21 protein-coding genes are annotated in these 25,693 nt (G+C 49.8%); 10 read left to right on the plus strand and 11 right to left on the minus strand.

The genetic code is table 11. The features are described 5' to 3' along the window. Positions 1 to 301: 301 nt before the first annotated feature. The gene (locus BOC67_RS23345) at positions 302 to 625 is read left to right on the plus strand and encodes an FHA domain-containing protein (RefSeq protein WP_291914267.1); all 324 of its coding nucleotides are present in this window, start codon (positions 302 to 304) and stop codon (positions 623 to 625) included. On the opposite strand, the gene BOC67_RS23350 is transcribed toward BOC67_RS23345, so the two are convergent. After that, on the minus strand, positions 622 to 1,371 hold the full coding sequence (locus BOC67_RS23350) for a carboxypeptidase-like regulatory domain-containing protein (protein WP_367115586.1): 750 nt from the start codon (positions 1,369 to 1,371) through the stop codon (positions 622 to 624). The two genes, BOC67_RS23345 and BOC67_RS23350, sit on opposite strands and share 4 nt — an antisense overlap. 176 nt (positions 1,372 to 1,547) lie before the next feature. Here BOC67_RS23350 and BOC67_RS23355 point away from each other — a divergent pair, with 176 nt between their 5' ends. The 5 genes from BOC67_RS23355 to BOC67_RS23375 all read left to right on the plus strand — a co-directional run bounded on the left by BOC67_RS23355 (position 1,548) and on the right by BOC67_RS23375 (position 9,094). Beyond that, positions 1,548 to 2,486, plus strand: coding sequence for a ribose-phosphate diphosphokinase (locus BOC67_RS23355; RefSeq protein WP_291914270.1), 939 nt, complete (start codon positions 1,548 to 1,550; stop codon positions 2,484 to 2,486). Between the two features lie 106 nt (positions 2,487 to 2,592). Next, positions 2,593 to 3,045, plus strand: a complete 453-nt coding sequence (locus tag BOC67_RS23360; protein WP_291914271.1) for a GNAT family N-acetyltransferase — start codon at positions 2,593 to 2,595, stop codon at positions 3,043 to 3,045. Positions 3,046 to 3,186: 141 nt separating this feature from the next. After that, positions 3,187 to 6,720: a SusC/RagA family TonB-linked outer membrane protein gene (locus BOC67_RS23365; protein ID WP_291914273.1), complete on the plus strand. Its 3,534-nt coding sequence runs from the start codon at positions 3,187 to 3,189 to the stop codon at positions 6,718 to 6,720. A 13-nt stretch (positions 6,721 to 6,733) separates the two neighbouring features. Next, complete coding sequence (locus BOC67_RS23370; RefSeq protein ID WP_291914275.1) at positions 6,734 to 8,218, plus strand: SusD/RagB family nutrient-binding outer membrane lipoprotein; 1,485 nt, start codon at positions 6,734 to 6,736, stop codon at positions 8,216 to 8,218. A gap of 162 nt (positions 8,219 to 8,380) precedes the next feature. Then, positions 8,381 to 9,094: a DUF2490 domain-containing protein gene (locus BOC67_RS23375; RefSeq protein ID WP_291914277.1), complete on the plus strand. Its 714-nt coding sequence runs from the start codon at positions 8,381 to 8,383 to the stop codon at positions 9,092 to 9,094. Between the two features lie 205 nt (positions 9,095 to 9,299). Here the strand turns inward: BOC67_RS23375 and BOC67_RS23380 are convergent, their stop codons facing one another. The 3 genes from BOC67_RS23380 to BOC67_RS23390 all read right to left on the minus strand — a co-directional run bounded on the left by BOC67_RS23380 (position 9,300) and on the right by BOC67_RS23390 (position 14,197). After that, entirely contained in the window at positions 9,300 to 9,779 is a 480-nt protein-coding gene (locus tag BOC67_RS23380; protein WP_291914279.1) for a YcxB family protein, read from the minus strand. Positions 9,780 to 9,797: 18 nt separating this feature from the next. Then, a complete protein-coding gene (locus BOC67_RS23385; RefSeq protein WP_291914280.1) occupies positions 9,798 to 10,298 on the minus strand; it encodes a hypothetical protein in 501 nt (166 codons plus the stop codon). A gap of 587 nt (positions 10,299 to 10,885) precedes the next feature. Then, positions 10,886 to 14,197 (minus strand): vitamin B12-dependent ribonucleotide reductase, encoded by a 3,312-nt coding sequence (locus BOC67_RS23390; protein WP_291914282.1) that lies wholly within the window; start codon positions 14,195 to 14,197, stop codon positions 10,886 to 10,888. 340 nt (positions 14,198 to 14,537) lie between these two features. Between BOC67_RS23390 and BOC67_RS23395 the strand changes: the two genes are divergently transcribed. Next, positions 14,538 to 15,299: a geranylgeranylglyceryl/heptaprenylglyceryl phosphate synthase gene (locus tag BOC67_RS23395; RefSeq protein ID WP_291914283.1), complete on the plus strand. Its 762-nt coding sequence runs from the start codon at positions 14,538 to 14,540 to the stop codon at positions 15,297 to 15,299. Between the two features lie 85 nt (positions 15,300 to 15,384). On the opposite strand, the gene BOC67_RS23400 is transcribed toward BOC67_RS23395, so the two are convergent. The 3 genes from BOC67_RS23400 to BOC67_RS23410 form a co-directional block, all read right to left on the minus strand. Continuing rightward, positions 15,385 to 15,837, minus strand: a complete 453-nt coding sequence (locus tag BOC67_RS23400) for a carboxymuconolactone decarboxylase family protein (protein WP_291914285.1) — start codon at positions 15,835 to 15,837, stop codon at positions 15,385 to 15,387. A gap of 259 nt (positions 15,838 to 16,096) precedes the next feature. Next, positions 16,097 to 16,825: a response regulator gene (locus tag BOC67_RS23405; protein WP_073081691.1), complete on the minus strand. Its 729-nt coding sequence runs from the start codon at positions 16,823 to 16,825 to the stop codon at positions 16,097 to 16,099. Between the two features lie 95 nt (positions 16,826 to 16,920). Continuing rightward, on the minus strand, positions 16,921 to 17,808 hold the full coding sequence (locus BOC67_RS23410; protein WP_291914288.1) for a sensor histidine kinase: 888 nt from the start codon (positions 17,806 to 17,808) through the stop codon (positions 16,921 to 16,923). A 370-nt stretch (positions 17,809 to 18,178) separates the two neighbouring features. Here BOC67_RS23410 and dxs point away from each other — a divergent pair, with 370 nt between their 5' ends. From dxs to BOC67_RS23425, 3 genes are all read left to right on the plus strand, one after another. Then, positions 18,179 to 20,104: a 1-deoxy-D-xylulose-5-phosphate synthase gene (dxs, locus tag BOC67_RS23415; RefSeq protein WP_291914289.1), complete on the plus strand. Its 1,926-nt coding sequence runs from the start codon at positions 18,179 to 18,181 to the stop codon at positions 20,102 to 20,104. Between the two features lie 74 nt (positions 20,105 to 20,178). Next, positions 20,179 to 21,225: a ferredoxin--NADP reductase gene (locus tag BOC67_RS23420; RefSeq protein WP_291914290.1), complete on the plus strand. Its 1,047-nt coding sequence runs from the start codon at positions 20,179 to 20,181 to the stop codon at positions 21,223 to 21,225. A 52-nt stretch (positions 21,226 to 21,277) separates the two neighbouring features. After that, the gene (locus BOC67_RS23425) at positions 21,278 to 22,468 is read left to right on the plus strand and encodes a PAS domain-containing protein (RefSeq protein WP_291914291.1); all 1,191 of its coding nucleotides are present in this window, start codon (positions 21,278 to 21,280) and stop codon (positions 22,466 to 22,468) included. Here the strand turns inward: BOC67_RS23425 and BOC67_RS23430 are convergent. The 4 genes from BOC67_RS23430 to BOC67_RS23445 form a co-directional block, all read right to left on the minus strand. Beyond that, positions 22,449 to 22,826: a hypothetical protein gene (locus BOC67_RS23430; RefSeq protein WP_291914292.1), complete on the minus strand. Its 378-nt coding sequence runs from the start codon at positions 22,824 to 22,826 to the stop codon at positions 22,449 to 22,451. The genes BOC67_RS23425 and BOC67_RS23430 overlap by 20 nt on opposite strands. A 152-nt stretch (positions 22,827 to 22,978) precedes the next feature. Beyond that, positions 22,979 to 23,716: an HAD family hydrolase gene (locus tag BOC67_RS23435; protein WP_291914295.1), complete on the minus strand. Its 738-nt coding sequence runs from the start codon at positions 23,714 to 23,716 to the stop codon at positions 22,979 to 22,981. A gap of 137 nt (positions 23,717 to 23,853) precedes the next feature. Continuing rightward, positions 23,854 to 24,810: a DUF6528 family protein gene (locus tag BOC67_RS23440; protein WP_291914298.1), complete on the minus strand. Its 957-nt coding sequence runs from the start codon at positions 24,808 to 24,810 to the stop codon at positions 23,854 to 23,856. 98 nt (positions 24,811 to 24,908) lie between these two features. Further along, complete coding sequence (locus BOC67_RS23445) at positions 24,909 to 25,622, minus strand: pirin family protein (RefSeq protein WP_291914301.1); 714 nt, start codon at positions 25,620 to 25,622, stop codon at positions 24,909 to 24,911. Between the last annotated feature and the right edge of the window lie 71 nt (positions 25,623 to 25,693).

Genomic DNA, 25,693 nt, shown 5'->3' on the forward strand with positions numbered 1-25,693 from the left:
ACAATCCTATTCGGGCTAACTGAAAATTTCAATAGGTCTAGGATATCTGCTGGAACAAAAGTATAAATTCAAAGGAAGAAAACAAACAAAAAAACATAATTACAACTTGTGTGGGATATCTCCCGTCACTACTCATAACTACTAGATAAGCAGAGAGTTATCACTAACAATTAAAATCCCTGTGGCACTTATTTACCCCGGTTTCATAGGTTAAAAAAGTAGACCTGCATCATCTGGAAGAAACCCCACTGCTACCTCCATTCAGTCCCTTCCCTGATATTTACCCATCAACTATCTCATCATGGAAAAATCAACAGCACCCATCGGACTACGACTCACCAATCAACTCACCAACCGGTTCTTTGAACTCAAATTCTTCAGCGTCGCCAACTTCGGCCGCGAAAAAATGGGACAAAGCATCTTCACTGACACCAGCATCAGCCGGAATCACTGCATGATCAAACTCGTAAAAAATGATTATTGGGTTATTGATGTAGGCTCCACCTTCGGCACCTTTGTAGAATCAGACGGAGAAGAGAAAGAATGTAAATCACTCGTACAGCTGCAAAATGGCAGCATCCTTAAACTGGCGAAAGTGCCCTTCTTAGTGGAGTATATCTACTAACGCCCAGGCGCGCTGCCCGCCGTATCCGAAACCCCTTTGTCCTTTTTCCACTGCTCAAAACTATTCTTGATATACAGCAGCAGATCATACTCCGAAGCATCGTTCAAAAACTGGTAGGAGGGACGGTACTTATACATAAACGAATCCAGCTCCGGACTTTGCAATTTGGTCATCCGGCCCACCACTTCAGGGGAATAACGGTAATCGATAAATTTTTCTTTTTCCCAGTACTGCAGCTGCTCTTTAAACTGCTCCTTACGCTGCCGCGCTTTGCTGGGTACCAGGTAAGTAAGTGCGGTAATAGGGTTAGCCGGCAGTGTCTTTAACACATCCATCGCCCCAGGCTTCTTGTAGTTGAAATAACGCTCATATTCAGCCCGCATCGCCAGGGAATCCTTATAGTGACTCTTCCCCTGCACATTCACGCCCCCCAGCTCATACAACCGCTTTGCCATCAGCACGTCAAACGTCGCATTCATACCCGGGGTCACAATTACTTTTGTAGCATAACTTACCATGGAGAATTCCAACGTATCCCCCGGCATGGCCTCAATATAAAAACGGCCGTTCTCGGCACTGAGCGTACCGGTCATTGCCCGCTTATTTAAAATGGAAACAAAGGGAATCCCCACTTTAGTATCCTGATCCGCCACCATACCAGATAATCTAACTTGTGCGACAGTATCCTGCAGGTTGATGAAAAAGAAAAGAAATAATGCTCCGATATATGCGTAAAAACGAATCATGAACTGCGTTATCAACCAAAATTAAACTTCCACCCGCAAAAGAAACGTTAAAATGACTGCCGCCAAATCTTAAAATTTTCTAAATACGTGAGTGCCCCGCAACAAAATTATTAATTCTCAACCGGATAAATATATTATTAGTTATTTTTACCTCACTCAATCCAGTGAATTTATCTATGTCCCAGAAAGTCATTTTTGCAACCCAACACTATCAGTACTTAAAAGACAGGCTCCTCGCTATCTCCGTTCCACAGTGGGAAAACGGCGAGCTAGATATACGCGACTTCCCCGATGGTGAACACTACCACCGCATCCTCACCAATGTACGAAACCGCGAAGTTATCCTGTTGGGCGGCACAATCGACGATAAGGAAACCCTGGAATTATACGACCTCGCCAGCGGTTGCATCCAGCTCGGCGCCTGCGCCATCACCATCGTTATCCCTTATTTCGGCTACTCCACCATGGAAAGAGCCGTTAAATACGGGGAAATCGTAAAAGCCAAAACCAGGGCCGTACTCTTTTCCTCCCTGCCCCTCACCTCACAGGGTACGCAGGTGGTCATGATTGACCTACATGTGGACGGTATTACACACTATTTCGAAAGCAACGTACGCCCCACCCACCTCTACGCTAAAGATTTTGTTAAAGATGCCGCCATGGAACTGGCAGATGGTACCCCCTTCGTCCTCGCCAGCACAGACGCCGGCCGCGCCAAATGGGTGGAATCCCTCGCCAACGACCTCCACGTGCCCGCCGCTTTCGTTTTCAAACGCCGCATCTCCGGCGAAGAAACCGCCATCACCGCCATCAGCGCCGATGTAAAAGATAAAACCGTAATCATCTACGATGATATGATCCGCACCGGCGGCTCCCTCATCCACGCCGCCGAAGCCTACCGCGATGCCGGCGCCCGCGAAATATTCGTCATCACCACCCACGGCATCTTCGCCGGCAACGGGTTTCAGCGCATTAAAGACTCCGGCCTCATTAAAAAAATTATCTGCACCGATACCCACCCCAACGCCCTCACCATACAGGACGAAATGCTCGAAGTACGCTCCGTAGACCATCTCATCCTAAACTTCTTCGAAAGCAATAAGTTTGGCATGTAATTCGGTTGGCAGGCTATTTGTAAACAATCGTTTGCAGAGGGAATCATGCATAACTAAATCGTATTGCACAGGTTATCCCTGCATTTAATCATCCTGACTATTGCTCATGCTGAATTTTCGTATAATCGAGTACGGTAGCTGCGACTACCACGACATGGTAGCCTTACGTGATGAAATATTACGGAAACCACTGGGATTAACATTCTCGGAAGATTATCTGCAAAAGGAAATCAATGATGTACTGATTGGCGCATTCTACACTGAAAACAATTCAACATCCATAGTCGGCTGTTGTATCCTCACGCCTTCCTCCACGGAAGAAAATGTGGTGCAGCTCCGCCAGATGGCTGTAGCCTCCAATGTTCAGAGAAAAGGTATCGGCTCGGATATCATCTCCTACGCCGAAGACCTCGCACGCAACGATGGTTTTAAAGTATTGATGATGCATGCGCGGAAAGAAGCCGCAGGCTTCTACCAAAAACTCGGCTACGCCATCACTGGAAACGAATTCACAGAAGTAGGCATACCTCACTTTGAAATGCGGAAAAACCTGAATTAAAATTTTTTTTGCCCTCAAACCCATTGTAGAGGGCCACTTGATTGTATAGTTATATTGATAGATCAAATGCCAATATAACTGTAGGCGACTAAGACCGTTTTTAGCGTCTAAAAATTTTGTAACCAAATCGTGCATTATAAAATGAGAAGCCAAGTACTAGCCTGGTTGGGGCTGTGCTATGCCCTTTTCTGCTATACCTCCAGCAGCGCATACACAATCCCGCATGGGTACCTGCATATCCGGCAGCAAAAGGATACCACTACCCCGGTAGTAGTAAAACCAGCCGCTGATACTACTCCTGTAAAAACCGCAAAGGACACAACGAAACCCGCTCCTGTAAAGGAAGCTGACACCACCAAACCCACTCCTGTAAAGGACACTGCCACATCGCAGCAGGATACCACCAAACCCAAAACTCCTGCCGCCACACAGCCCAAACAGGACACCGGCCTTATCCTTCCTCCCGACGAAAAAACCGCTAAGGAAGAAGTAAATAAATTTAACCTGATCGGCACCATCAAAGATGATGCAGGCACTGCCATTCCAGGCGCCATGATCAAAAATAAAAAAACCGGCGCCGTAGCACAATCTACACCCGCCGGCACCTACACCATCAAAGCCGCTATCAACGATACCATACTGGTTAGCGCTCCTACCTTTGCCGAACAAACAATTCCTGTTACAAAACGCGGCGAAATCAACGTACAGCTCTCGCCCGTAAGCGCAGGAAAAAAAGTGCTCAACGAAGTAGTAGTAACCGCACTCGGTATTAAAAAGAACCCGCGCAGCGTCGGATACGCCATGTCCGAAGTTACCGGCAACTCCGTACAGGAAGCCAAAGAAGTCAACTTCGTCAATGCCCTCAGCGGTAAAGTACCCGGCCTCCAGGTAAATACCAACACCGGCTCCATGGGCGGCTCCTCTAAAATCACTATCCGCGGCGTTAAATCCATCCTCGGGGATAACAACGCCTTCTTCGTGGTAGACGGTGTGCCGATCATGAACACCAATACCAACCAGGGCGGACAGCTCAACGGCGGCGGCGGTTACGACTACGGTAGCCCCCTGCAGGACATCAACCCGGAAGACATCGATAACATCTCCGTGCTCAAAGGCGCTGCTGCTACTGCCCTCTACGGCAGCCGCGGCGCAAACGGCGTGCTCCTGCTCTCCACCAAAAAACGCCCGGATGCAGAAGGCGGTATCGGCGTAACCTACTCCCTCAACGCACAAATGGACCAGGTGTATGTACTGCCCAAATACCAGAACATGTACGGCGGCGGCGGCAACGGCCTCTTCGATACGCTCTACTATAACCAACACCCGGAAGGATTCCTGAACGAACAAAGCGCTACCTACGACGATAACAACGGTAAAGGACGCTACGACCTCATGCCCCAGTACTACGAAGACCAATCCTGGGGACCTAAGCTGGAAGGCCAGATCATCCGCCCTTACTGGTCATGGGGTAAAAACAAAAACAATCCTTTCTTCGGCCAAACCACCGCATGGGTGGCCCAGCCAAACAACGTAAAGAATTTCTATAAAACCGGTGTAACCATCACCAACAATATCGCCATGAGCGGCGCAAACGATAAAGGCGCTTTCCGCCTCTCCTATGGCAACATGGACCAGAAATTCGTACTGCCTAACTCCACGCTCAAACGCAACAACCTTTCCTTCAACGGAAACTATAAATTAACCAAAGGCCTCACCGCCACCGCAGCGTTGAACTATAGCTCGCTCAGCGCCAAAGGCCGCCCGGGTACCGGCTTCACCGGCCCTAACCCCACCCTCCAGTTCACCATGTACGGCCAACGCCAGCTGGAACTGGATAAGGAAAAAATCTACCAGTATCCTGACGGCTCCCAGATGACCTGGAACCGCCGCGCATGGAACAACGATACCATGTCCTCCAGCAACGGCCCTTACTGGAACCGCTATATGGACTACGAAACGGATAGCCGTAACCGTATGTTCGGTTACGCCGGCCTCGACCTCGACGCTACCAAATGGCTCACCCTCCGCGGCCGCGTGTACATGGATGATTATAACCAACTCGAAGAAGAAAGAACGGCGAAAGACTACCTCGTAGGCGGCTACATCAAACGTATCCGCACCTCCCGCGAACTCAACTACGAACTGACCGCCAACGCGCATAAAGAATTCGGGAAGGACTTCCTCCTCAACGCTACCGTAGGGGGTAATATCATGCACCGCAAATGGACTACCACCGGCGGTTCTACCAACGGCGGACTGATCACCCCGGGCGTGTACAACCTCGCCAATAGCGTGTCCCCGGCTACGCCAATCGATGACTACTTCGAAAAACAAATCAACTCCGTTTTTGCTACCGCCAACCTGGGATACAAAAACTTACTGTTCCTGGACCTGACCGGCCGCAGCGACTGGAGCTCCACCCTGCTGAAAGGAAATAACCAGTATTTTTACCCGTCAGCATCCCTGTCTTTCGTGTTCTCCGACCTGCTGAAAGACTGGACCTGGCTCAGCTTCGGTAAAATCAGGGGAAGCGTGGCAGCCGTAGGTAACGACGCCGATCCTTACCGCCTGTATGATACCTACCAGTTCGTACAGCCTTTCGGTAACAACCCGATCAATACTTTCAACCCTACCAAAAATAACCTGGACCTCAAGCCTGAACGTACTTCAGAATTTGAAACCGGTATTGAACTCAAATTCCTCGATAATCGTATAGGCGTTGACTTTACCTACTACGATAAAACCACCAAAGATCAGCTGCTGCCATTGCAAATCCCTGCTGCAACCGGCTATACCAGCACTTTCGTAAACGGTGGCAGCGTGCAGAACAAGGGAGTGGAAATAGGCGTGAACCTCAACCCGATCCGCCTCAAAAACGGATTCCGCTGGGATATCAACGCCAACCTGGCCCGCAACCGCAATAAACTGCTCAACATGAATGTAGCGCAGTACGACCTGTCCCTCCCAATGCTAACCATCGGTACGGACAGACGCACGCAGAAAGTATCCGTAGTCGCCAAAGTAGGAGAGCCCCTGGGTACGCTCATGGGTACGGATTATGTGTACGATGCCAACGGTAACCGCATCGTAGACGCTGCTACCGGCTACTATAAGGTAAGTGAAATCAAACCTATCGGTAACGCCTATCCGGACTATGTAGGCGGTATCACCAACAGCTTCAGCTATAAAGGTATCTACCTCTCTGCCCTGGTAGATTTCCAGAAAGGCGGCAACTTCTTCTCCTACACCAACCTCTACGGGGAAAAGTCAGGTCTGCTGGAAAGCACCGTAGCCAATAATATCCGCGAAACCGGTATCGTAGTGCCCGGCGTTACCGAGGATGGCAAACCTAATGAGAAAGTGATCACCGCCAAGGATCATTTCAACTTCAACGGCGGTAACGTGATCAGTAAAGCTAACCTCTACGACGCCAGCTACATCTACCTCCGCGAAGTGAAAATCGGTTATAACCTGCCGGAAGCATGGTACAAAAAGATCAAGGCACAGGCTGCCCGGCTGTCTTTCTACGGCCGTAACCTCTGGCTGATCAAGTCAAACGCGCCAAATGTGGATCCTTCCAACATCCTCAATTCCGCTTCCAATGTGCAGGGTATTGAAGGCGGCGCATTGCCTTCCCTCAGATCGCTCGGTGTTAACCTGAATGTTTCATTCTAAATTTTTTGTGAAGATGAAAAACAAACTTTTTAAATATAGCAGCGTAGCCTTGTTAGTAAGCGCGATGATTTTTTCCGGTTGTAAAAAGCTGGACGAAATGAACCGTGACCCAACTAAACCCACCACTACCCAGCCGCAATACCTGCTTACCGGCGCGCAGAAAACCGCTATGGACATGCTTTACAGCGGTCTCCAAAATGGTTACATCGCCATGCAGTACGCGCAGTTCTGGACCGGCAACTCCCGCACCAACGATGCGCAGTTCCAGCTGGATGAAGGTAACAACGCCGCGCTGTGGAATAACCTGTACAGTCAGTCCCTCCACAACCTGGATGACCTGATCAAGCAAAACAATTCCAAAACCGATAAAACCGGCGTGCCTAACCAGAACGCCATCGCCATGATCATGAAAGCATGGATCTTCCAGATCCTGGCGGATACCTACGGCAACGTGCCCTATTCCGCGGCATTTAACGTTACCACCGATATCACGCCGGCATACGACGATGCGCAGGCTATCTACAAATCCCTGGTAGATTCCCTCGAGCAACAAATCACCCTGCTCGACGAATCCCAGATCAGCTTCAACTCCGGCGATATCATCTACAACGGGAAAGTAGGTTCCTGGAAAAAACTGGCCCACTCCCTGCTGCTGCGTATAGGCATCCGCATGGCGGACGCAAATCCGCAGCTGGCGCAGCAACTCATCGAAAAGCATTATAAGGATGCCTTTACTAGCAACGCCGATAATGCCCAGTTCGCCTATCAAAGCGTGGCGCCAAACAAATTCCCTTACAACGAATCAGAAAGGGAACTCAGTGAATTCTTTGTAACATCCACGCTGACGGATTACATGAAGAGCGTCAGCGATCCGCGGCTGAATATCTACGCGCGCCCCGCCAGGAACTCCGATACCATCAAAGGCATGCCTTACGGTACTTCCAGCTCCGACCCCAGCCGCTTAACGCCCAACGAATACTCATTCCCCGGCACGCAGATCTATAGCGCTACCATGCCAGGTATCCTGATGACGTATTCCGAAGTGGAATTCATCCTCGCGGAAGCAGCCGCCAGAGGCTGGAACGTAGGCGATGCCAAAACCCATTACGAAAACGGCGTACGGGCCTCTATCGACTACTGGCGCACGCTTGCCAAAACGGATATCCCCGATGCGGCCATCAACGCATATCTCACCCGCGTGCCATACAATGCGGCCGACTGGCGCAACGTCATCGGCACCCAAAAATGGCTCTCGTTATATCCGCAAGGCTTCCAGGCCTGGTTTGAGCGCACCCGCCTGCATTTCGCCAAACCCGGCGGCCAGGCGCTGTTCATCAAACCGGTATCCGGCTCCGTGGACCCCAGCGTAACCATGGTGCCCTACCGCCTCACTTACCTGGTATCTGAAGCCACGCAAAACGCGGCCAATTACACCAAAGCCGCCGAAGCAATCGGTGGGGATAAAAAAGGAACACCACTCTGGTATAATAAATACTAGTCAACGCATAACTAACACAACTACAATCAACAGCGCCCGGACGCAGCATTCTCGCTGCTCCGGGCGTTTCCCATTTAAAGGCCACGCTTCCGTTTATCTGCTCCCGCTTTTCTGATACGCGCCTATGTTATATCTTTAACGCAACCTATATTCATTAGTAGCATGATTAGAAAAATCTCGTGCCTGCTGATGGTGGCATTCTTATGTCAAACCGCCACCGCACAGGATATGACGCACGTTTATCAACACTGGTACACGTACTTTGGTACGGCTAAGCTCAACGGCAAATTCGCAATTCCTTTCGATGTGCAGCTCCGCCTGCGGGACGGCTTCAGCGACAAAGGGCAGCTCCTGGTCCGCGGGGGCCTGCAGTACTCGCTTAACAAACAACACCACATCCTCCTGGGATACGCCTACGTGCCCACGTACAACGGCACCGCGGACGCCTGGCTGCCGGAACACCGCATTTTCCAGCAGTACATCTACAAGGCTTCCCAGGTAGATATGACGCACCGTTTCCGCCTGGAACAGCGCTGGGTAGGGCAGCCGAATGCCGCCGCTCCCTTTAAGCCCGTGGAGGACTGGAAATACGGAAACAGGGCCCGGTATTTCAACCGCACCGTACTGCCTTTCCAAAAAAAAGCCGCCACACCCTATGTAGCCTTGCAGGAGGAAATCTTTCTGAATCTCTGGGGTAACGAGATAAACAATATTCTATTTGATCAAAACCGCTTCCTGGTGGCCATCGGCTACCAGTTCAAGCCCGATCTGCGGGTCGACGTCGGCTATATGAACCAGCTGGTACAGGTCAATTCCGGCGCTGAAACCATGAACCACATCCTGCACTTCAGCGTTTTCCACAATTTTAAATTGTAAATTTTTTATATCCTATGGAGAGATCTAAGGCCGCGCCGGGTATCTCCATAGGAACCTCCGGCTTTCGTCCGGCTGCATATGCCATGACTGACCGTGCCTCCTTAGGGCCGGCTTCGGGGTAAAACGCCTGAAATCTAAATGCTGCCTGGGAAAACCATAAATGTACGCTGCCGAACAAATCCCTCCCTGCGGGCAATAACCCGTTCTACTCAATCTTCTCCCTCAGCAACCGCACGCACCCCTCATACTGCTCTTCGGAGTTAAAAGCGCTGGCAGGAATCAAAAAGAAAGTCTTCTTGTCGCGATAGAGGTAAATAAACTTCTTGGTGTCCACCACCCTGGAAAACTTGTTCCAGCTGATAGCGCGTTCATGATAGGAAGACCCAGTGGAAATCAACATCCCGTCGTCTTCGAACTTCAGACGGATATCGTCCTTGAAGGTAGCGGCACGACTATAAATGGAGAGGGGGAGTAAAAACCAGAAAATCCAGGTAAGCACCAGGATCATGACGGTTATGCCTGTTAAGGCCCCGATAGTTACAAGATTGAAGAAATATCCGGCGAAAGTAGCCAGCAGGAAGATGATAATGGTGTTGCGAAAAACCTTGATTTCGCCACGATGCATAAAATGGTACCGTAATGCACTCAACACCTCGCCTTTATTGTAATTAAATTCTACATGCATTACCGAATGCCACCAGGTTTATCTGTTAACTGAAATAGATAGTGGGTTATCCATATCGTCACGTACAGTAACTGCTTCTTTCTTACGCGGACGTTTCACGTTGCTGAGGTCGTCCTCGCTGAAGCCGGGAAAATTCTTTTTTACGAAGAGAAAATACTGTTGCAGCACCTTTGGATCCACCTTGAATGGAAACAGCAGCTCTTTACCGCTCGACTTCAGAAAGTCGCCGGCATTTACTTTACTTTCATTCTGCAGGTACCATTTGTACAGGTCCACAATCGCTTTTTCCAACTCGGCTTCATCTACCCGCTCTGGAGCATCAGCCCTGGGAAACAATAAAACAAATTCTTCTACGCGGAGTGGTTTGTTATTGTTGACGGTTTTAGAGTTATTGCGGTTATCGTTGTTATCACCACCGTTTTTATCTCCATTGTTACCTCCGTCTTTAAACCCAGTGTTGGCATTTGCTGATGCGGCTGCGGCCAAAATCACCAACAGCATAAACAACAGCTTCTTCATAAGGCGCAAAATTTACGGACTTAAAAATACAATTTATTTTGGGATTAAGTTATGTTAAAATTTTTTTCGGGAAAATTGGGCAAAAACTCAAAAAAACGGGCATTTTCATGAAAAAACAAAAGCAATGGGCGAACCATTGCTTTCGAGAGTCATTTACAGTGCGTGAAGATTCACGCGGTGTAGGAATATTTGGTTTTTCATAGGACAGTAACCATAATAAAAATTAATACAATAACAAATATATAAAAATTATATCATGATGGCGCGAACGCGCCAAATATTGACGAAAAAGAAAAAATAAAGGCTGTTTTTTCGATTTAGCGAAAAAAAGGCGACTTTTTAGAATAAAAATGAAATTGGCAGTCTTCCGGTTCGGATAAACACTGCAAAAAGATAGGAAGCAGAAGTGGGGTAATCCCCCAAAAACAGGTGTTCTCTAAAAAAATAAAAGGGCGCCTAGAAAAGCGCCCTCAATTTGTTACTATCCTATGAAAACCCTATTTGAATACAAAGGTAAGTGCATGTTATTTTTCTTTGAAATTTTAGAGGCACAATAACATATCATTAACAAGAGTTACAACACTGAATCAGCTACAACCCATGCTGTTGCCGCAATTCAGGCATTTATAACAAGTTCCCGACCTTACGGTAATATGCCCGCAGGTATTACATGCCGGCGCATCGCTCTGCATGCTCCGCAGGTAATCTTGCGTACTATTTTCACCCTTGTGAGCCGCCGTAACTGGCTGCTTCGCAGGCTTATGCGGAGATGCCGGCTGCGGCGCTGCAGCGGTCACCCGTATGCTCGACAATTGCGGCCCGGCAGGAGGGAGGTCCTCCTCCTCTTCCCCCGTATTCCCCGGTCCATCCAGGACGTGCACCAGGTCAGTGCGGCCTAAATACTCATATCCCAAAACCCGGAATATATAATCTATTAAAGATGTGGCTGATTTAATGTTCGGATGGTCTACCATACCCGCCGGCTCAAACCGGGTAAACACAAACTTATCCACAAACTCCTCCAGCGGCACCCCATACTGCAGCCCAATAGAAACCGCTATGGCAAAGCAGTTCATCAAACTGCGCAGGGTAGAGCCCTCCTTGGCCAGGTCCACGAAGATCTCGCCCAGCGTACCGTCGTTATACTCGCCCGTACGCACAAAGATGGTCTGCCCGCCCACATTCGCCTTCTGGGTAAACCCGCTCCGCTTAACCGGCAGCGTCTTACGCTCCACAATCCGGGATAACTGGCGTTTTAGGGTGGTATCCTTACTGGCAATCATCCGCTTGTTCACCTCCTCCAGCAGCTCGTCAATGCTCAGCTCATCCAGGTTGATCATCTGCGAAGCTTCCGCCGGCGCCTCGGCTTTCTTCTTTTTGTCACTCTTATTGCTCAGCGGCTGGCTCAACTTACTGCCATCCCGGTACAACGCGCAGGCTTTCAGCCCCAGCTCCCAACTGAGCATATAGGCATCCGCAATCTCCGCTACCTCCGCCTCATGCGGTAAATTGATGGTTTTGGAAATTGCCCCTGAAATAAACGGTTGGGTGGCCGCCATCATGCGGATATGCCCGTGCGGATGTATATACCGCTTCCCGGTCTTGCCGCATTTATTGGCGCAGTCAAATACCGGCAAATGTTCCGCTTTCAGATACGGCGCCCCTTCCACGGTCATCGTGCCGCATACATAATCGTTGGCAGCTTCTATCTCCTCGTCAGTAAAGCCCAGGGCATGCAGTAAGCTGAACTCCAGGTTAAAATATTCTTCCGGCTTATAGCCCAAACGCTGCAAACACTCTTCTCCAAGGGTATGCACATTGAACACAAAAGAGATATCAAAAGAGGAAGCAACGGCATTATCCAGCTTCTTCAGCTCCTCGGCTATAAAACCTTTCTCGGACAGCGTCTGGTGGTTGATATAAGGCGCGCCTGCAAAGGAACCTGTACCCCTGGCGTAATCCACAATCGCTTTGATTTCAGCAGGGGAGTAGCCCAAATGCTCCAGCGCAGAAGGAATGGACTGGTTGATAATCTTGAAATACCCGCCGCCGGACAGCTTCTTGAACTTCACGAGGGCAAAATCAGGTTCCACCCCGGTAGTATCACAATCCATGACCAACCCGATAGTGCCGGTTGGAGCGATAACGGTAGCCTGTGCATTCCGGTACCCATAGATCTCCCCTAACTTAACCGCTTCATCCCATGCCTTGGTGGCTGCCTTCAGCAGGTAATCCGGGCAATGCATGGCATTGATGCCCTGGGGCTTGATTTCCAGCCCTTCATAGGCATCCACGGCATCGTAGGCCGCCGCACGGTGGTTGCGCATCACCCGCAGCATATCCTCCTTGTTTTCCTGGTACCGCGCAAACGCGCCCAGGTGGGCCGCCATCTCCGCGGAGGTCTTGTAGGCGATGCCCGTCATGATGGCCGTAATAGCCCCGGCAATCCCCCGGGCCTCCTCGCTGTCATACGCAATGCCGCTCACCATCAGCATGGACCCCAGGTTCGCAAATCCCAGGCCCAGCGTACGGTAATCGTAACTCAGCTGCGCCACTTCCTTCGACGGGAACTGCGCCATCAATACGGATATTTCCAGTACCACCGTCCATAACCGCACGGTGTATTCAAAACCCTCCACATCAAATAAATTGCTGCTTTCATCGTAAAAGCGGCGCAGGTTTACAGAGGCCAGGTTGCAGGCCGTATTATCCAGGAACATATATTCCGAACAGGGGTTGGACGCATTGATACGCCCGCCTTTCGGACAGGTATGCCACTCGTTGATCGTAGTATCGTACTGCGTGCCGGGATCGGCGCAGCGCCAGGCCGCATAGGCAATCTGGTCCCAAAGCTCCCGGGCCTTTACGGACTTCACCGGCTTGCCCGTAGTGCGCGCAATCAGGTCCCAGTCGGTATCTGCCTGCAAACGCCTGAAAAACTCATTAGGAATTCGAACGGAGTTATTGGAATTTTGCCCGGATACCGTCCTGTAAGCCTCTCCCTCATAATCAGAAGAATAGCCGGCGGCAATCAATGCGCCAACCTTCTTTTCCTCTTCCACCTTCCAGTTGATGAAATCCATGATCTCCGGATGATCCAGGTCCAGGCAAACCATCTTGGCCGCCCGGCGGGTGGTTCCGCCGGATTTGATCGCGCCCGCAGCACGGTCCCCGATTTTGAGGAAACTCATTAAACCGCTGCTGGTACCGCCGCCACTGAGCTTTTCACCCTCCCCGCGGATCTGTGAAAAATTCGTTCCTACGCCGGAACCATATTTGAATATCCGCGCTTCCCGCATCCAGAGGTCCATAATGCCGCCGTCATTTACCAGGTCGTCCGATACGCTGAGAATAAAGCAGGCATGGGGCTGCGGACGTTCGTATGCGGAAGTGGACTTTTCAAGTTTCCCTGTATTTTGCTCCACGTAATAGTGGCCCTGGGGCTTGCCCTTAATACCGTAGCTCTCATACAAACCGGTGTTGAACCACTGGGGCGAGTTAGGCACACAACCCTGGTTCAGCATACAATACACCAGCTCATCATAAAATATCTGGGCATCCCGGGGAGATGCAAAGTACCCGTATTTTTCGCCCCAAACGCGCCAGCAATTAGCCATCCGGTGTACGACCTGCTTTACGGACGTTTCCCTTCCAAGACTGCCGTCAGGCTGGGGTACGCCTGCTTTTCTAAAATATTTCTGCGCAAGAATATCCGTGGCTATCTGCGACCATCCTACCGGAACCTCCACATTATTCATTTCAAATACAATATCACCACCGGGGTTCCTGATAACAGAAGTCCGAAAGTCATATTCAAACTGCTCATAAGGGCTCATGCCCGCCTTGGTGTACTGACGTGTAAACTCAAGACCGGCTTCCCTGTTTGCTGGATTTTTCATGCTGGTACATTGATTAGGATTATACAATACTTGGTTACTGTGTGTGGGCGTTACTAAAATTAATTTTTTAATCGCGGAGGACAACGCATTTATTTTGCACAACTTGTGGATAATTCCACAAACTCTTTCAGGGGCTGAATTGTTATTTAAGACCTGACTTTCCGGACGTTTTCCGGCTTAAAATTTGCCGTAAAAAACGCATTAGGAATATGTTACTTATATGCAGCTATTTATCATGCTATTCATGAATAAAAAATGAATGTCATGCATATTTATTTATCAATGTAGGTTATTAATAAAAAAATTATACATTTGCGACAACCGGAACAATGCGCTATTGATGTACAATAAAATATACAATTCGTTCATCGAAAGAAAGGCTAAGAAGGAAAAAGCGTTTGCGGTATTGATTGATCCTGACAAGGTAACCCCTTCCGGGATTATTGAGCTGGCCGCTAAATGCACCGCTGCTAAAGTAGACTACATCTTCCTTGGCGGCAGCCTTGTTATTACCGATCATTTGGATGAGTGTGTTCAACAACTTAAAGCCAGTTGCGATATCCCGGTTGTACTATTCCCGGGCAGCCCATCGCAGGTATCACGCTACGCAGATGCGCTGTTGTACTTATCCATGATCTCAGGCCGTAATCCTGAATTACTGATAGGTCAGCACGTAGTATCCGCCGCGGCCGTAAAAAAGAGCGGCCTGGAAGTCATCTCCACCGGCTATATGGTGATAGACGGCGGCGCGCCTACTACCGTTTCCTACATCAGCAACGCTACTCCCATTCCTTCCGATAAGGCAGATATCGCCATGTGCACCGCCATGGCCGGCGAAATGCTGGGCATGAAGGTGATTTATATGGACGCAGGCAGCGGCGCCCGCATCCCCATTTCTGAAAGCATGATCAGCAGAGTGGCCAGCCAGGTAAGCGCCCCCATCATCGTGGGCGGCGGCATCCGCGATGCGGAAAAAGCCTATCTGAATTGCAAAGCCGGCGCGGATATCATCGTGGTAGGTAACGCCATCGAAAACGACCTCTCCCTGATCAAAGAACTCGCAGATGCTGTTCACTCCGTAACAGCCCCTGTAAAAGCATAATATTAAGATCTGATCTAAAACGCAAATAAGAAAGGGCTACGGATTCCGTAGCCCTTTCACATAGTATAACCCCTTCGTTGGCTCATTATCCTAAACTGCCTACTACATAACCACCGGGAACTGTGTGGAACGCACGGTTCAGCATATTCCAGGAATTGATGGTCACCACCGCCAGGGTAATGTCCACAATCTGCGCCTTGCTAAAGTGTTTTGCCAGGTTGTTGAAGGTTTCGTCTGAAACATTCATGGCAGTGGCTTCCTCCGTATAGGCCAGCACAGCGCGTTCCGCCTCACTGTAATAAGGGCACTCCCTCCAGGCGCTTAAGGAATATAAACGCTGCGGGTCCTCCCCGAGATGAATGGCATCTTTCCAATGCATATCCAAACAAAATGCACAATCATTGATCTGAGAAGCGCGGAACTTGATCAGTTCCTGCAACAGCGGATCCAGGCCGGATTTCTTAACATACATACCGGTTTTGAACAGGCCGTCCATGGCGCCTTTATTGGCATCTTCAAATTTGATTCTTGCTTCCATGATGTTGAAATTTTTATAGTTAATGTTTTAATGTCGGTGAACACTAACAAGACAAACTTCAACACCTAAACGTGACAACTACCGCCAAAAATTTTTAAACTTTTTCATAAAAAACGGATAATCAACAATTTGCGCGAATAAAAAAATTTCGCAGGCGCAAAAAAGGGCCTCCGGGAAACCGGAAGCCCTAATATTTTGTTTAGCAACTTTACAAGCACGGTCTATGCCGTCTTATTTTTACAACACACTTTAGATCAGATCAGAGACTCATCATCTCCTTAAATTTCACCGCCTGTCTGCGGCTTACTTCAATTTTTTCACCGCCGCGCATTTCCAGCAATAACCCACCGTTGAAATAGGTGTCTATTTTTTCGATCATGCGCAGGTTGACAATATGCTTACGGTTGGCACGGAAAAATACCCGCTCATCCAGGCGCTCTTCCAGCGCGTTAAGCGATTTCAGGATCAACGGCTTGTTAGCCTCGAAATACACCCTGGCGTAGTTACCTACACTCTCAAACAGGCGGATTTCCTGGAGCTTTACAAACCAGCAGCGATCCCCGTCTTTAACAAACACCTGGTCGCTCTCGGACAACATTGTGCGCACAGCCCCGGTGGCCGCCATACGTTCTTTTTCATCCTGCTGATGCAGCTTGTGAATAGCATCCGCCAGTCGCTTCGGCTCCACCGGCTTCAGCAGGTAGTCCAGCGCATTGTACTCAAATGCTTTCAAAGCATATTCATCATAGGCAGTCGTGAAAATCACCTGTGGCGTCTTTTCCAGTTCTGCAAGCAACTCAAACCCGGTCTTATCCGGCATCTGTATGTCGAGGAACAACAGGTCAGGATGCAATGTTTCAATCTTCTCGATACCATCCTTCGCATTCACGGCTTCTCCTACCACAACAATCTCCGGATGGTCAGCAAGCAGCTTTTTTAACTCACTCCTGGCCAGGCGTTCATCATCAATTATCAATGCTTTTTTCATTGGCAATATGAAGTTTGGTTGATGAATAATTTTTTTAATACAAATATGCCGTACCCGGATCACTCCAGCTACAGCGGTTTATTCCTAAAGTTAAGTTACAATATCGGCATCACGACCTTGGCCTCCACCAGGTCCCCGCTCTTATTCCGGATCTCAAAGGAAGCCCGGTTGCCGAATAGCAAACTCAGTCGCTGACGGGTACTTTCGAGCCCAAAACCATGCCCGTTTTTGGACTTTTCCACAAACTGACCGGTGTTTTCAATCATGATTTCATGCTGTAAACCCTTCAATTTGGAACTGATATAGACGTATCCGCCGCTGATTTCTTTCGAAATCCCGTGTTTTATGGCATTTTCCACCAAAGTTTGCAACATCATCGGCGGCACCTGCAAGCTCAGCGTGTCCGGATCAATATCGTAGCTTACCTGCAATCGCTCCTCAAACCGGATCGTTTCCAGGGCCAGGTAATCCTTTACAATATTCAGCTCTTTTTCCAGGCTCACCGTTTCCGACTTCTCCGCCGCCATGGAGCTGCGAAGGATGTTGGACAGCTCCGTGATCGCCGTCCTGGCCCGCTGGGGATTCTCATCCACCAGCGCCCTTATACTGTTTAAGGCATTGAATATGAAATGCGGATTCAGCTGCGCCTTGATCGTTTTCAGCTCCAGCTCCTTCACCGTAGCCCGCAAAGTCAGCTGATCCAACTGCTCTATCCTGAGCTTTTCCACATAGTGATACAGGAAATAAATCCCCCACCAGGGCGCCAGGATCAGGTAAAAGGTCATTAACCCCGCCAGTATATCCGTCACCTCGTCCCGCAATACATACAGCACCGCCAGGTAATACACGGCATACATCAGCGAGCCGGAGCCAATCAGCATCGCAAAGAACACGAGCAACTGTTTATTCTGCGGGTACGACTGCCAGTCCAGCCTCCGGATCAGTAACCGGAATACATGAGTGGCCACCAACCCCGCCAGCATAATCGTAAATAAGCGCTGAAAATAGATTTCCGTCGTCTTCCCCTGAGCAGCATAGGTATTTAACAGAAAATACGCTGACCACCCTAAGACCTGGCATAACCAATATTTCGAAATATGCTTAAACATTTATATAAGTTCGTGTACTTCCCGTATAGCCAAATATACTTTTCGGGGGTCCAGCTTAAAACCTAATTGTTACCAATGGCCCGTAGCATGGTTAACTGGTTCGGATGGCAGGTCCTAAAGCCTGATGCGGCAATTTCACCCAAGTTCCGTAAATTTAGGAAACTATCAGCTTGTCAACAAACCGTCAACCAGAACCGCTTTTTTACGTATTTTTGTTCTTTAATAAAAACCCTGAGCCATTATTATGAATATTACGGCTGGTCAACTGTTGAGCCAAATACAGAATCCTGCTGATCTGAGAAAGTTAAGCAAGGAACAGCTTCACCAGGTTTGTGAAGAACTCCGTCAATACATCATTGACGTTGTAAGCGTGCATGGCGGCCATTTTGCTGCCAGCCTGGGAGTGGTGGAACTGACAGTGGCACTGCATTACGTATTTAATACGCCTTACGATCAACTCGTGTGGGACGTAGGCCACCAGGCTTACGGCCATAAGATCCTCACCGGAAGGCGGGATGTATTCCCTACCAACAGGAAATACAAAGGCATCAGCGGTTTTCCTAAAAGAGACGAAAGCGAATACGATACTTTCGGTGTAGGGCACTCCTCCACCTCCATTTCCGCAGCCCTCGGTATGGCAATGGCTTCCCACTACAAAGGGGAGTTCGACCGCCAGCATATCGCCGTTATCGGCGATGGCGCCATGACCGCCGGAATGGCCTTCGAAGCGCTCAACCACGCCGGCGTTGCCAATGCAAACGTGCTGATTATCCTCAACGATAACTGCATGTCCATCGACCCCAACGTAGGCGCACTTAAAGAATACCTGACCGATATCACCACTTCTCCTACCTACAACAAACTCCGGGACGACGTCTGGAACCTCCTGGGCAAACTGCCGGTAGGGAAGAAGTTCACCCGCGAAATGGCCTCCAAACTGGAAGCCAGCCTCAAAGGCGTGGTATCCAAGTCCAGCAACCTGTTCGAATCCTTCGGCATGCGGTATTTCGGTCCTATCGATGGCCACAATATCACCAAGCTGGCCGATACCCTGCAGGATCTCAAGGATATCCCCGGCCCTAAACTGCTGCATATCGTTACCACCAAAGGTAAAGGCTATGCCCTGGCAGAAAAGGACCAGACCACCTGGCATGCGCCGGGCCTGTTTGATAAAATCACCGGCGAAATCTTCAAAAAAGTGCCTGACAGGCCGCAGCCTCCCAAATACCAGGATGTTTTCGGCCATACCATCATTGAACTGGCTGAAAAGAACGATAAAATACTCGGTATCACACCCGCCATGCCTTCCGGCTCCTCCCTCAAATTCATGATGGAAAAAATGCCGGACCGCGCATTCGATGTAGGTATCTGCGAACAACACGCCGTTACCCTCTCCGCCGGTATGGCAACCCAGGGTATGCGCGTATTCTGTAACATCTATTCCTCCTTCTTCCAACGCGCCTTTGACCAGGCGGTTCACGATGTATGCATCCAGAAACTGCCGGTTATCTTCTGCCTCGACAGAGCAGGACTCGTTGGGGAAGACGGACCTACCCACCACGGCGTGTATGATATTGCCTATATGCGCAGTATCCCGAACGTAATTATCAGCGCCCCCATGAACGAGGAAGAACTCCGCAACCTCATGTACAGCGCGCAATTACCGGATAACAACATGCCTTACGTGATCCGCTACCCACGCGGCCAGGGCGTTATGCCTGAATGGCGCACGCCTTTCAAAGCCATTAAGCCCGGCACCGGCCGCAAACTCCGCGATGGTAAGGATATCGCTATCCTCTCCCTCGGCCACCCCGGTAACTTCGCTACGGAAGCTATCCGCGAACTCCTGGCCGACGGCCTGCAACCGGCGCATTACGATATGCGCTTCGTGAAACCGCTCGACGAAGCCATGCTCCACGAAGTGTTCACCAACTACGATAAAGTGATCACCATCGAAGACGGTACTATCACCGGCGGCTTCGGCAGCGCCATCCTTGAGTTCATGGCCCGCCATAACTACAAGGCTGAACTGCGTATGCTTGGCGTACCGGACAGGATCGTGGAACACGGAAAACCGGAAGAACTCTTCCGGGAATGCGGCTATGACGCCGCCGGCATTGCCCGCGCGGTACGTGAAATGATGAAAAGCAAAATCACCGTGACGGCTTAATCGCCTCTCACCAAATATTTTTTATACCGGAGTTACAGGCCCTGCCTGTAACTCTTTTTTTACCCGGCAAACCCATGTATTTGCAACTACGCATCACCGCCATCACCAGGGAAACCGAAGACACCCGCACCTACACGCTGGAAAATGTAGCCGCAGAAAAGATCGACTACCTGCCCGGCCAATTTCTCACCTTCCTGGTAAACCTCCACGGGGTGGAACACCGCAGGTCTTATTCCATCTGCACTACCCCCGGCCTGGATGCACACCTGGCCGTCACCGTCAGAAGAAAAGAAAACGGGGAAATCTCCCGGCATATCCTTCAACACTGGCAAACAGGAACGATTGTAACTGCCCTCGAACCCACCGGCCGCTTTACCCCCGGCCCGGCCAGCCCCCACCCGCGGGATATTTTCCTATTTGCCGCCGGTAGCGGCATCTCGCCCGTGTACGCCATCATGCGCCATTTCCTGCATACGGAACCAACTGCGCACATCAAACTCGTTTACAGCAACTCCTCGCCCGAAAGAACGATCTTCCTCCGGCAGATACAGGCCCTGGAACAGCAATTCCCCCAACAACTCCAGGTCATCCACCTCTATAGCAACGATCCGGATGTACACCATGCCTACCGCCGCCTCAGCAATACCCTGCTGGAAATGCTGGTAAAGGACCACCTCCGTTATAAACCGGCGGACGCGCAGTTCTTCCTCTGCGGCCCATTCGATTATATGCGCATGATCATTATGACCCTGACCTTCATCGGCTTCGACGAGGGGCAGCTCCATAAAGAGAATTTCGTAGTAAATACCGCCGCCAAAATCGAAAAAACAGGCATCCCGGACGACGCTTCCCCGCGTGCGCTTACCATACGCGTAAAAGGAGAGGAGTATCAACTGGACATCCCCGGTAATGAACCCATCCTGCAATATGCGCTGGAACAGGGCATCGCGCTGCCCTACAGCTGCAAAGGCGGAGTTTGCGGCTCCTGCACCGCCAGCTGTACCAAAGGCAACATCTGGATGTCCGTCAACGAAGTGCTGACGGATAAAGAACTCCAACAGGGCCTCGTGCTTACCTGCACCGGCTATGTAAAGGATGGGCCCGCTGAATTGGAATTATAAAAATATCTGATGGGATAAGCGGTTATTTGTGAAAAATTAATGAACTTCAGGAATGCAAAAGGCTCCGCTAAAGATTGTCATAGTGTGCCTGTTGTTTATTGTAGCATGTATCAACGGATACTTCCTGATAGCAGCTCAGTCTGGCACACAAAATATAGCAGTTCATTTTCAATACCTGCTGCTCTGTAATGAATTACTGCTCATTGCAGCTATAATTGCACTCACGGTATTGACTATACGCAGATCGAACCATAGTCTGCAATACGAACGGCTCTTCTACGACCATCCCATTCCCATGTGGATTTACGACAAGAACACCCTCCGCTTCATGTCGGTAAACAACGCTGCCATCAGCAAATATGGCTACACCCGCAAGGAATTTTACAATCTAACGTTAAAGAATATACGCAACTCGGATGAGATTCCGTATCTCATGCGCAATATCGAAGAGCGCTGCAACGGCGTGGAATACCGCGGCATCTGGAAACACCGGAAGAAAGACGGGACCGACTTCTTCGCGGAGATTTACGCGCACTCCGTCACCTACCGCGGTAAAGATGCGAGGTTCATTATGGCTAAGGATGTGGACGACCAGGTAAGGGCTACCCAGCGCGCCTCTGCGGAAGGAGTTCGTTATGAGCTGCTGGCACAGGCCACCAACGATGCGGTGTATGACAGGAACCTCATCACCGGCGCCATTGCATGGAACCATGGCCTTACCAGCATATTCCGGTACGACCACGACAAGTACACGGAAGTACTTCAATGGTGGAAAAATAACATCCATCCGGATGATAAACCCATGGTCATGAACTCGCTGGAAAATACGCTGCTGGCCAACGAGCGCTATTGGTCCGCCGAATATCGCTTCCGTTGCGCCGATGGCAGTTATAAGTACATTTCAGACAGGGCGAATATTTCCTATGAAGGCCACATGGCCGTCCGCATGATCGGGATCATGCAGGATATTGACCAGCACGTACGCCAGGCGCGGCGGCTGGAAGAGCAGAACCAAACCCTGAAAGAGATTTCATGGATCAATTCCCATGAAATCCGCAGGCCGGTCGTTTCCATCCTGAGCATCGCACAGTTGTTCGACAAGGAGAATAAGAATGTCGAACTCAATGCCCAGTTGATGGAATGGTTACAACAGTCCACCCTGCAACTGGATGAAATCATTCATAAAATTGAAGCGAAAGCCCGGCAGCTCAATGACGATTCCGCTAACCGTGGCTTGTCATGAAATGATTAAACTCGCTTTTTAGCTCCCCGTAAAGTTTCTGGAAAGTTTCCATCCGGTCCTGCAAGGTTTCGTAGTTATCGATCGGACGGTCATCGTGGTGTACCTGGGCAGGCGCATCCGACATATGTTTTGCACACTGTTTAATATCGTGGAACATTTCATCGGCAACTTCCCGCTGCCTTAATAACCGGTTTTCGAAGTGCTCAACCCGGTGCATGATATCCTTAGGCGCCTTACTTAATGCGATCTGTTCCAGTCTTTCCCGCATCAGCCCTACTTCTTCCTTTACTCCTTTTACTGCTTCCTTCCAGGAGTTAATCTGCTCATGCAGTTCAGTTGGTTGCGTGGTTGTACCCATGATGGATTAAATTTAATGATGACTGAATAATACTTATCAGCTAAACATTCCATTATCCAATTAACAGATTACACCAGACTTTTGTTACTACGCACGTATGCTAGTCCTAAGTTACATACTTTATGATGATTAACTGATAACAGCTTAATACACTATTTTACCAACAGATTTTCAACTAATCCTGCGAAAGCGCGGTGCTTTTTCATGGCTTCGAGGATGCCGCCGGCGCCTTCCTGCTTTGCATGCAATACATGCGGCATATGCGCGGTCATTGTCACCAGCTCTTCCTCTGCGCCCGCTACCACCACGCCCCTGATGCCGGTTTCAAACATGGCGAAATCGTTCATGGTATCGCCTGCCACCAGCACTTCCTCCTCCGGGATGCCCAGGTGCGCCAACAATTTCAGCAGCGTATAGCCTTTATTTACGCCTTTGGGCATCACATCCAGGTACTGGCCGTCGGAGAGCATCATATCGCAGGATAAAGCGCTGGAAATAGCCCTGGCATGCGCGATGTCGGTTCCTGCATCGTAGCGGTAGGAGCAACGGAATTGCTGATGCGCTTCCTGGTGAATGAGCCCATTTACCACTGCCATCCTTTCCCGCACGTGATCGCCGGGCCATAGGGCCGCAATGCCGGATTGTATTGGCGCTACCATTTCCATAGAATCAAGATGGGTAACGGTGGCGCCTACATCGCAAATGATGTATTCCGGCCTGGGCAAAGGCAATGGGGACTGCTCCAGTAGTTCCAATACACTGTTTACTCCTCTGCCGGTTACAAATACTAATCGTAAATTTTCGTTTTCCCGAATGATATTATACAGTAATGTTCTGTCCGCATCTGTACCTCCGAGGAAGGTACCGTCAAGATCTGTTGCCAGCAGCATAGGATTAATTGTCTTTCAACGAAGGTAGCCAAAATAGCTGAAATGTCTGTTCAGGCAATGCATTAGGGCTGCATTTTAGCGATGGCATAGGCCAGCAGCGCCACCGCTCCATACGTGGCACTGCTCCTGCCCGGCATTTATTTTTTACAATATCTAAAATCTTTTTTGTCAGGATTGCTAAACAAATCCGGTAACACCCATCTGGCCTTATAGATTTTTAATCCTTTTTGCAGAAAAACGGTATGGCCATTGGCGTCAATGACCTCGTCCGTCCACCAGGATTCCTTTGGCAATGCGCAGATGGTTGGCAGTCCGCCGGGGCCGGAGGAAACGCTCTTTACATTCTGCTGGATAATGTTCCTGGCAGGCAGTGTTTTCAGGGTTTTCAAATCGAAATACCACACATTGGTAAGGTTACTCAGCCATAGTAACCGTTTGCCATACACGGGATAGAGGTCATGCGCCTCCGTGCCGGGCAGTTTTACACGGGTTTTCAGTTGTAAATCGGGCGCCTCGCAATTATTGTTGTAGGAAAACACCAGCATGGAATCCATGGCAGCGCTGTAGAGTTTTTTGCCGGCAGCGTCCCATACTACGTTATGCGCAAAATGCGCCCATATCTTTTTGGCGTAGACATTTTCAGGAAAATGCGTAGTGTCCGTTCTGAACACCGTGAGGAAGTTGCCGGTACTGGAAGCGCTCACGATATTACCATCCGGCAGCAATTCTGCGGAATGGGTATTGCCGCCGGCATAGGCATAAAATACCGTTTTCCGGTCCGCCACGCGTATCAGCGCCACGCCGCCACCAGAGGCCGTCATGAGTACGTATTTACGGTCGTACACCATCTTTGCTTCGCTGGGGTTGCTGAACCACTTCACGTCGGACGGGCGTACATTGGAATGCTCCGGTTTCCACTCCCAAACGATGGCGCCGGTGCGGGTATCTGCGATGATGATCCGGTGCTGGGATTGCTCTGCGGCTACGATACAACTGCTGCATGCGGCAACAGTATCTTTCTTATCATTGTTCTTTGCTGATGTGGCCAGCGCCGCAAATAAGCCAGCCAGCAGCAACAGGGTGGTTTGCTTCATGCGACTAAAATATAAATTCATTGCAGAGAAAGGAAATAAAAAGGGCGACCGGTAAGCGGCCGCCCTCTAATGAATGGGTTAGTATATAGTATTAAATATTATTGCAGCATTGGCACATCTATTAACAAAAACTCTGCCGCTTTGTTTACTTCGATGTGTAGCTGCTCATATGCGGATACGCCTATACCATCCCTTTCGTGTAATATTTCATCGCCCACCTTTGCTTCACCGCTGATCAGGAACAGGTAGGATCCTTGCCCCTGCTGCTTTGGCGTGATAGTAAGCTGCTGACCTGCGTCAAAATTTCCCAGGGAAAACCAGGCGTCCTGGTTGAGCCATAATTTTCCTTCTTCCTGTTCCGGAGATACTACTACCTGCCACCGGTTATGGCGCTGGCCAGGGTCAAACGTCTGCTGATCGTAGCGCGGCGGCACATTGCGGTATTTGGGGAACACCCATATCTGCAGGAAACTAACCGGCGCCGTTTTGGACGCGTTAAATTCCGAATGCACAATGCCGGCGCCGGCGCTCATGATCTGCACATCGTTTTTATTGATGATTTTATCTCTTCCTGTGTTGTCTTTATGTGCGAGTGCGCCATCCAGTACGATGGACACGATTTCCATATTATCGTGGGGGTGTGCGCCGAAGCCCATGCCGCCTTTCACCTCATCGTCGTTCAGCACGCGCAGCGCGCCGAAGTGAATGGTTTCCGGATTGTAATAATTGGCGAAGCTGAAGGTATGATGGGATTTGAGCCAGCCGTGATCTGCGAATCCCCTGTCTGCCGCACGATGTATGATCTTTTCCATAATTGCTCCTTTGATGTTTACGATACAAATATCGTACATACGGCGCCGCAACAGAATGGATTATAAGCGGT

Origin of the sequence: Chitinophaga sp. CB10 (assembly GCA_001870995.2) — a bacterium.
Classification (GTDB): Bacteria; Bacteroidota; Bacteroidia; order Chitinophagales; family Chitinophagaceae; genus Chitinophaga.